The sequence below is a fragment of the Psychrobacter sp. Pi2-52 genome, assembly GCF_904846705.1.
Taxonomy (GTDB): Bacteria; Pseudomonadota; Gammaproteobacteria; order Pseudomonadales; family Moraxellaceae; genus Psychrobacter.
In genome coordinates this window covers 114,754-123,336 of record NZ_CAJHBS010000007.1, presented here as the reverse complement: position 1 = coordinate 123,336, position 8,583 = coordinate 114,754, and the positions used below count along the sequence as shown (strand labels likewise).

Here is an 8,583-nt window from a genome sequence, read left to right as displayed (position 1 = left end):
CAGGCTCAACAACTGGTTCAGGCTCAACAACTGGTTCAGGCTCAACAACTGGTTCAGGCTCAACAACTGGTTCAGGCTCAACAACTGGTTCAGGCTTAGCACTAGTCACTGACTGCGCTAAATTGTCATTATAATCAATACCGCTTTGCAGCTCATCGTGACTTGGTGTCTGATAATCAACACTATAAAGTTCTGGCGGCGGTGCTGACGCTTCATGTGCAATAGCATCTGGAGCTGATGCGGAAGAAACTGGCTCTATAGCTGGTACTTTTGTAGCAGACCCATCACTATCATAAGTATTGCTCAAGACTTCATCGACTGGCAATGGACGAAACGCCAGTAATCGTAAGATGCACATCTCAAGCGCTTGCATCGGTGTACTTGCAAGCTTGACACCTTCACGGGCTTGTACAACAATCTCATAATACAGCTGCAAGACATCAGGGCTAATATGCTGAGCTAGCGTATAAATATCTTTTGCTTGCGCCTCATTGACATTAAGAGCGACCTCAGGTAACAGCTGAGTTAATGCCAACTGATGTAACAGCTCAGCGAGCCCATCAAACATACTAGTCGCATCGACCATTTGCGCGCGCATTTGCTCAATATGAGCAGCAACCGCAGACTTATCATGATTATAAATATCTGTGATTAGACGCACTAAGTCAGCAGCATCAATGAGACCAAGCATTGCATTGACAGTCGCATCATCCAGTGCGCCTTGACCAAAAGCAATGGCTTGATCGGTCAATGATAACGCATCACGTACAGAACCTTTGGCTGCACTTGCCAACTGCCAAATCGCTGGCTGAGTATAGCCTACCTGCTCTTTGGTCAAGATATTTGCCAAGTGCTCGCTAAGTAACGTTTGAGGTAATGGTCGCAGAACGAACTGCAAGCAGCGCGAAATAATCGTAATCGGTAACTTTTGTGGATCAGTCGTCGCTAATAAAAACTTCACATGCTCCGGTGGCTCTTCTAGCGTTTTAAGTAGCGCGTTAAAGCTGTGCGTAGACAGCATATGTACTTCATCAATCAGATAGACCTTATAACGTCCTTGGCTTGGCGCATAAGGCACGTTGTCTAATAATTCACGCGTGTCTTCAACCTTGGTACGAGAAGCGGCATCAATCTCAATAAGATCAATGAAACGTCCCTGATCAATAGCAACACAGTTATCACATACGCCGCAAGGGGTACTGGTAATACCTGTATCACAGTTTAAGCACTTAGATAAGATGCGCGCAATCGTCGTCTTACCCACTCCGCGAGTTCCAGTAAACAGATAAGCATGATGCAGACGATTGTAATCAATCGCATTAATCAGCGCTTGAGACACATGCGTCTGCCCAATCAACTCATGAAAGTTTTTTGGTCGGTATTTGCGAGCTAAAACTTGATATTGCTGCGTCATAAGAAATGCCAATGTAAATAATACAAATATAAAGGGAGCGTCAAACTAATGAATCATACTATGTTTAGGTTATAACTGAGCTTGAAGTTGGGCCAGTCGGTCATATAAGCGTTGAGTGCTTTCATCAATCACTGAGCCTGCTTGATGAAAAATATCCAGATAAACCTCAGTGTTTACACTGTCTTCGCACGGCCTAAACTCTACGCCCAGTAAAAATAAATCGTCCATCACTGGCTCTTGTAACTGGACGTTGATGTCTGACAATAAATCTTTATAAGAGAGCCTAACATTTTCTGCGCTTAGCGAACTGCTATCGTCCTGCGCATAAAACACCATGAGATAATGGCGGCCAAATACATGATAAGAATGCTCATGGCGGACGTATCCATTCCAGCGCGAGTCTTGATCCATGGTTCTATAAGCTAAGATTTTTTCTACTAGACATGCATAGGTATACATTGACTCATCTACCAAAATATCAACCTGATCATTTGGTAAAGGTCTACCCGCTTCATAATAACGCTCAAGAACACTGTTAAACAGCTTGAACCACATCCGAGTATTTTTTTGCATCTCAGCCATTAAAGCATCGGCATACACGGTCTGATTCGGCTCTACTGCTTTAAGTAAGCGTAGTTCAACTTGCTCAATTAACTCACTATCAATTAGCTGTTCTTGTATCCTAATCGCTCTTTGGTGAAAGTCCGGTGATTGTAGAAACTGTTTAAGCAATGTCGATTCGTTTTGAAATGATGCAAAGCTAGATAGTTGACGACGATGAAAATCTAAAAAAGTTGTCAAATCACTTGGCGTCACCAACTGATTGAGGATATCAACGAAGTTTTGATGACTAAAGACTTGTAGGATACTTTGCTCATCATCTAAGTCTAAAACACAGTCTTCTGCAAAAAACCGACTGCCATATTCGTAGCCAACTGCATAAGATGAATGGCCCGACTGATCGTCTTGATGATTAATAGACAATGACGTCAAGCCAATAAAATAAACTGCTTTATCAGTTGTCGCGGCACTTCTATCTACAACTAGGCTATCGTTTTTTTGATAAATCTGAGCGTGGCGTTTGATGAGTTGGTTAACAACTTCTTTTCTCCACTCACGAACTTTAGCATTATCCACTTCTTGTCTATTCGCTTGCATCACAACCGTATTGACGAGCAGATAAATAGTAGCGCCAGAAAACTCAAAAACAAAATCATAACCCTGAAAATGATCAGAGTCAGTGATTTTGTCATCAAGCAACTCATACAATGATAAAAAGCATTGCTGAATCATTTTTTGCCATGGCGCATGTGATGCTTGCTGAATATCCATAATACCTCTATAAACGATATTTCACAAAAAAGCTGATACCCATTCTGTGAAAATGAGCAAAAGCTTTTTGTGCTGAGTTAAGTATCAGTTTGGATTTATAGCAAGCAAACCCATCTTAGCTATCTTGTTTGCGGCGCATATGCGGGAACAAGATCACATCACGGATACTAGCAGAGTCGGTAAATAGCATTACTAAACGGTCAATACCAATACCCTCACCAGCTGTCGGTGGCAAACCATAAGATAATGCTTCGATATACTCTTCATCGAAATGCATGGCTTCATCATCGCCCGCGTCTTTTTCAGCAACCTGACCACGGAAACGCTCGGCTTGGTCTGCTGGATCATTAAGCTCACTAAAACCATTGGCCAACTCACGACCACCAACGAACAGCTCAAAGCGATCGGTAATCTCAGGATTGTCATCACTACGGCGCGCTAGAGGCGAGGTCTCAGCTGGGTACTCAGTAATGAACGTTGGCTGACGTAATTGATGCTCAGCCGTTTCTTCAAAGATAATCGTCTGTAGTTTACCCACACCAAACACATCTTTGACTTGCTGCTTAAGTGTCGTAGATGCATATTCTGCTAGGTATTCACGATCATTGATACGTGTCATATCAAAGTTTTCAGCATATTTTGCAATCGCATCAGACATTGACAGACGAGCAAATGGTGCTTTTAGGCTAATGGCTTCTTCTTGATACGTAAGCTCTGTTGTGCCCAACACATCTATTGCTAACTGATTAAACAGACGCTCAGTCAAATCCATTAAGTCATGATAATCAGCGTATGCTTGATAGAACTCAATCATGGTAAATTCAGGGTTATGACGGGTTGAAACCCCTTCATTACGGAAACTACGGTTAATCTCAAATACGCGCTCGAACCCGCCAACGACTAGACGCTTAAGATAAAGCTCAGGCGCGATACGTAGATATAAAGGCATGTCTAATGCATTATGATGCGTCTCAAACGGACGGGCTACTGCACCGCCTGGTATCGGATGCATCATTGGCGTTTCGACTTCCATAAAACGTTCATTGAGCATAAATTGACGAATACCACTAACGATCTGACTACGAACCATAAAGGTATTGCGAGTCGTCTCATTGGTCATCAAATCAAGATGACGATTACGATAGCGCGCCTCGACATCAGCCAAGCCATGGAACTTGTTTGGCATTGGACGTAGTGATTTGGTCAGTAGCGTAATTTCTTCAATATGCACATACAAATCGCCTTTACCTGAGCGACCGATATAGCCTGATACACCAACGATGTCACCCAAATCTAGTGATTTAATGCTCGCACGCGTTTCCTCATCAAGCTCTTTACGTGCTACATATAACTGAATACGGCCTGTCATGTCTTGGATCACGATAAACGAACCACGGTTAAGCATGACTCGACCTGCCACGTTGACCTGTGTTTTTTCACCATTCGCTGCTTTTTCTTCAATTTCCTGCTTTGAGACACCATCAAAAGCCGTCTGTAAGTCTTGCGCATAATCAGTGCGTTTGAACGTATTAGGATACGGCTGTTTACCTGAAGCACTGATATCGTCTAGCTTGGCTTGCAGTTGTGCGATTAGCTCGTTAGCATCTTCTACGACTGGGGTTTGATCTTGGTTCTGATTATTGTGCTTTGACATAACACTCTCAATATTTTTAGGTAATTAAATGGATAAACGAAAACAGAAAAATTAAATCAATACTTATTATTATAAGAACAGACATGGTGATAAAAACGATAAAACTGTTAGTACTTTTAAAGATTAACTACTAATCATTGCCACCGATACTGGCCATCAAATCAGCCTGATGCTCACGTAATAGTGCATCAAGAATCTCATCCAAGTCGCCTTCCATAATGGAGTCGAGTTTGTATAAGGTAAGGTTGATACGATGATCAGTCATGCGACCTTGTGGAAAATTATAGGTACGGATACGCTCTGAGCGATCGCCACTACCGACCAAGTCACGACGTATAGAATCCGCCACATCAACCTGTGCTTGTACTTTGGCTTGTTGAATTTTAGAGACCAGCATTTTCATAGCATGCGCACGGTTTTTGTGTTGGCTACGCTCTTGCTGACACTCTACCACGGTACCCGTTGGAATATGCGTCAAACGTACGGCCGAGTCAGTCGTGTTCACGTGCTGACCACCAGCGCCACTTGAGCGGAAAGTATCCATTTTGATATCAGCAGGATTGATATCAACGGTATCATCAATCTCAACTTCTGGCATGACCGCAACCGTACAAGCTGATGTGTGAACACGACCTTGGCTTTCGGTCTCAGGGACACGCTGTACACGGTGAGCGCCCGATTCAAACTTTAGGCGACCATATACACTGTTGCCAGATACGCGAGTGATGATTTCTTTATAACCACCATGCTCACCTTCATTTGCAGAGAGCACTTCTAGTGTCCAGCCTTGGCTCTGCGCGTATTTTTGGTACATACGGAACAAGTCACCAGAGAAAATCGCTGCTTCATCGCCACCTGTCCCTGCACGAATCTCCAAAAACGCTGGTACTTTGTCGTTGGGATCTTTTGGTAGCATCATCAGATTAAGCGCTTCTTCCATCTCTACGATGGTATCATGCGCACTCTCAATCTCATCGATCATCATCTCTTTCATGTCAGGATCTGTTGCATCGGCTAGCATCGCTTCTGCATCGGCCTGATCCGTTTCTGCACCCACGTAGTTTTGCCACAGCGTCGTGATCTCCATCAATTCGCTGTGCTCAACAGACAATTCACGGAACTTATTATTATCACTGATGACACTAGGATCTGATAATAAAGCGGTGACCTCTTCATAACGGTCTACCATCTGGTCTAAACGCAGGCGTAAGGATTCTTTCATAAAAGGACTTTTAATTAGATAAGAGGAATAAGCTCGTGATTATAGCAAATTTTTTGGGGTAAATTAAAACCTCTAATCATTCTTGTTGATATTGTCGGTAATCTCGATGTTATCTTCTCCAACATCTCTGTTTATATTTAGATGTCACAGCTTAATTTCAATAGCAAAAACAACAGACAAAAAAATAGCTAAGAATATTCTTAGCTATTTTTATCAAAACAAGTAGTCAAAGTATTAGACCTTGCGAACTAAGACCGATCCAATAGAGTAACCTGCACCAAATGAGCAAATAACGCCCAGATCGCCTGATACTAAGTCATCTTTGTGGCGATGGAATACAATCATAGGACTCGCTGAGCTAGTATTGGCAAATTCAGCAATAACACTCGGAGCAATCGATTTATCGGCATCTTTACCAACCACGGTACGTAGAATCAAATCCAACATATTGGCATTGGCTTGATGCAACCACATCATCTTAACATCAGATGTTGGGATGTCGTTTTCTTGCAAGTGCTCAGTGATAATCTCTGACACTTTCGGACAGACTTCACGGAATACTTTACGACCGTTTTGCAAAAACAGCTTGTCAGTGACCGGTGCTTTGATATCTGGATACATTTCAGTCTGTGCTGCTAGATACTCTGAGCGATCCATAAAGCCATATTCGTTTTTAATGTTGGTCGAAAACTGAGTAAATAGCTTAGAGTTTAGAATCTCATAACCTTTTGGCGTATCTAATTCTTCAACGATAGAAGCAGTCGCTACATCACCGAAGATAAAGTGACTGTCACGGTTGCGCCAGTTTAGATGCGCTGAGGTAATCTCAACGTTGACCACAGCAATACGCTTGGCCAAACCAGAGATGATAGAACCATGTGCTTGTGACAGACCAAACGTCGCCGCACTACACGCAACGTTCATATCATAAGCAAAGCCGCCAATCATACCAATTTCGTTTTGGATTTCGATGGCAACCGCAGGATAAGTACGTTGGAAGTTTGAGCAAGCAAGGATGATACCATCTAAGTCGTTGGCCTCAAGTCCAGCATCAGCCAAAGCGTCTCTCAGTGCTGCTGCACCCATTTCGGCCATGACTGACAACTCTTCGCCCAAGTTACGGTAAGGGATAACTGGCGCCATGATTTCAGTATTTAAGATACCTTCTTTTTCCATCACATAACGTGATTTGATACCAGATACTTTTTCGATGAAGGCAGCTGAAGAAGGCTCAAGTGCCGTCACTGTCTCTGCAGCTATCTCTTTAGCATGTTCGGTATTATAGTTTTCAACATACTGGTTAAATGACTCAACTAGCTCTTCGTTACTAATGCTGTAAGGTGGGATATAAAGACCAGTGCCTGTGATACAAGTCGTCATGATAAGCTTCCTTGTCTACTACTGTGGTGCTTGGAATAAGCATAAAAGTGGAAAAATAATAGCCATTCAAATTCAGTGAATAACTGTAAACTTAAAATCAGTGTGTTTATTATGCCTGAATATTATAATTTTTCTAATACTTTGTTACAAATAATCTGTTTCTTGCCATAAATTAGCAAAGACTGCCGTCCTTTTGCGATAGCTACGTTATAATTGGTATCATTTTGGTCTGTACTATTCATCGAACTATCTTGATTATTCAGAATATTGATACGCGCTCATGTTTAGGAATACTAATGGCAGAACTTCTCAACTGGTTATTTGGTCAATACGCTGACTACTCTACAATATTCATCATTCTTGAACTGATTGCCGTTGTCTTCGGCGTAGCAAGTGTCTTACTCGCCAGCAAAACCAATATTTTAGTCTTCCCTATCGGTCTGGTCAGCACTGCTATATTTGTGTACCTACTGTGGAAGTGGCAGCTGTTTGGCGATATGTTCATCAATGCTTACTATACCGTGATGAGCTTGTATGGCTGGATTAACTGGTCAAAGAATAAGAAAAACCAGTCTGTTGAGCACAAGCAGTCAAATGCCAATAATGTCCGTATTGAGCATTTGCATGCAGGTGACATCCCGATACTATCTGCTTTGGCAGCAGGAACGATAGCTTTTGTAGGATTGGTTTATTACTTCCGTCCAGTGATTAATAATGGCTTCAGTTTCGATGGTGCGGTACTTGGAATCCATCTATTTACTTGGGTCGATTATACTGACATGCTCACTACTGCTTTATTTTTGATGGCAATGTGGCTCATGGCACGGCGCAAAATCGAGCATTGGATACTCTGGATCATCGCTGATGCGATATCGGTACCACTATACTTCTATAAAGGTTTTACTTTTACCGCGCTACAATATGTAGTCTTCACTCTTATCGCAATCTGGGCATACTATGAATGGCAACGACGCTACCGTGTACAACCTCGAGCAGCATACGCCTAAATCTGTCATCAACGTCGCGGTTTTAGGGGCAGAAAGTACGGGTAAGACGACCTTATGTCGTGATTTGGCCGAGCATTTTGATACTCCTTGGGTGTCAGAATACATGCGCACCTACTTACAGGCAAAGTGGGACGACGAGCAGCTGACTTGTACGTGGGAAGATCTGATCCCTATCGCACAGGGACAGGTTACACTAGAGAATACCTTGGCCAAACAAGTCGCTCAGTCGTCTAATGCCAGTCATTATTTGTTTTGCGATACCAGTTTGTTTGAGCTGATGGTTTATTCTTATTGGTATTATGGCGACTGCCCAACGGATCTTGAGCAAGCAGCGTTGGCGCATCACTATGATTTGATATTATTGACTGAGGTTGATACGCCATGGGTGGCTGATGACCTGCGAGACAGTCCACACCAACGCGATGAGATAAGCGACTATTTCGCCAGTCAATTAAGCAAGCATCAAAAACCATTTCAACGCATTAGTGGCGATAGAAAAGCGCGCGTTCAGCAAGTAGTAGCGCAGCTCGCTAATATAGATAATATATCGCCTGACTAAAGCTAAATAGCTATA

7 protein-coding genes are annotated in these 8,583 nt (G+C 42.7%); 2 read left to right on the top strand and 5 right to left on the bottom strand.

Features of this window, described 5'->3' with window-relative positions; genetic code table 11:
* The 5 genes from dnaX to JMY00_RS06080 form a co-directional block, all read right to left on the bottom strand.
* Nucleotides 1-1,414, bottom strand: a 1,414-nt coding sequence (dnaX, locus tag JMY00_RS06100) for a DNA polymerase III subunit gamma/tau (protein ID WP_240990670.1), incomplete at its 3' end; no start/stop codon positions are given.
* A gap of 69 nt (nt 1,415-1,483) precedes the next feature.
* Nucleotides 1,484-2,746: a hypothetical protein gene (locus JMY00_RS06095; RefSeq protein WP_201579486.1), complete on the bottom strand. Its 1,263-nt coding sequence runs from the start codon at nt 2,744-2,746 to the stop codon at nt 1,484-1,486.
* A gap of 115 nt (nt 2,747-2,861) precedes the next feature.
* A complete protein-coding gene (lysS, locus tag JMY00_RS06090; RefSeq protein ID WP_102090341.1) occupies nt 2,862-4,400 on the bottom strand; it encodes a lysine--tRNA ligase in 1,539 nt (512 codons plus the stop codon).
* Between the two features lie 130 nt (nt 4,401-4,530).
* Nucleotides 4,531-5,622, bottom strand: coding sequence for a peptide chain release factor 1 (gene prfA, locus JMY00_RS06085; RefSeq protein WP_201579485.1), 1,092 nt, complete (start codon nt 5,620-5,622; stop codon nt 4,531-4,533).
* Between the two features lie 234 nt (nt 5,623-5,856).
* Nucleotides 5,857-7,002 (bottom strand): beta-ketoacyl-ACP synthase III, encoded by a 1,146-nt coding sequence (locus JMY00_RS06080; protein ID WP_201579484.1) that lies wholly within the window; start codon nt 7,000-7,002, stop codon nt 5,857-5,859.
* Between the two features lie 296 nt (nt 7,003-7,298).
* Here JMY00_RS06080 and pnuC point away from each other — a divergent pair, with 296 nt between their 5' ends.
* Together pnuC and JMY00_RS06070 are read left to right on the top strand one after the other, a co-directional pair.
* Nucleotides 7,299-8,009 (top strand): nicotinamide riboside transporter PnuC, encoded by a 711-nt coding sequence (gene pnuC, locus JMY00_RS06075; protein WP_102093029.1) that lies wholly within the window; start codon nt 7,299-7,301, stop codon nt 8,007-8,009.
* Nucleotides 7,981-8,568 (top strand): ATP-binding protein, encoded by a 588-nt coding sequence (locus JMY00_RS06070; RefSeq protein WP_238070168.1) that lies wholly within the window; start codon nt 7,981-7,983, stop codon nt 8,566-8,568. The genes pnuC and JMY00_RS06070 overlap by 29 nt, the downstream gene beginning before the upstream one ends.
* Nucleotides 8,569-8,583: the final 15 nt, after the last annotated feature.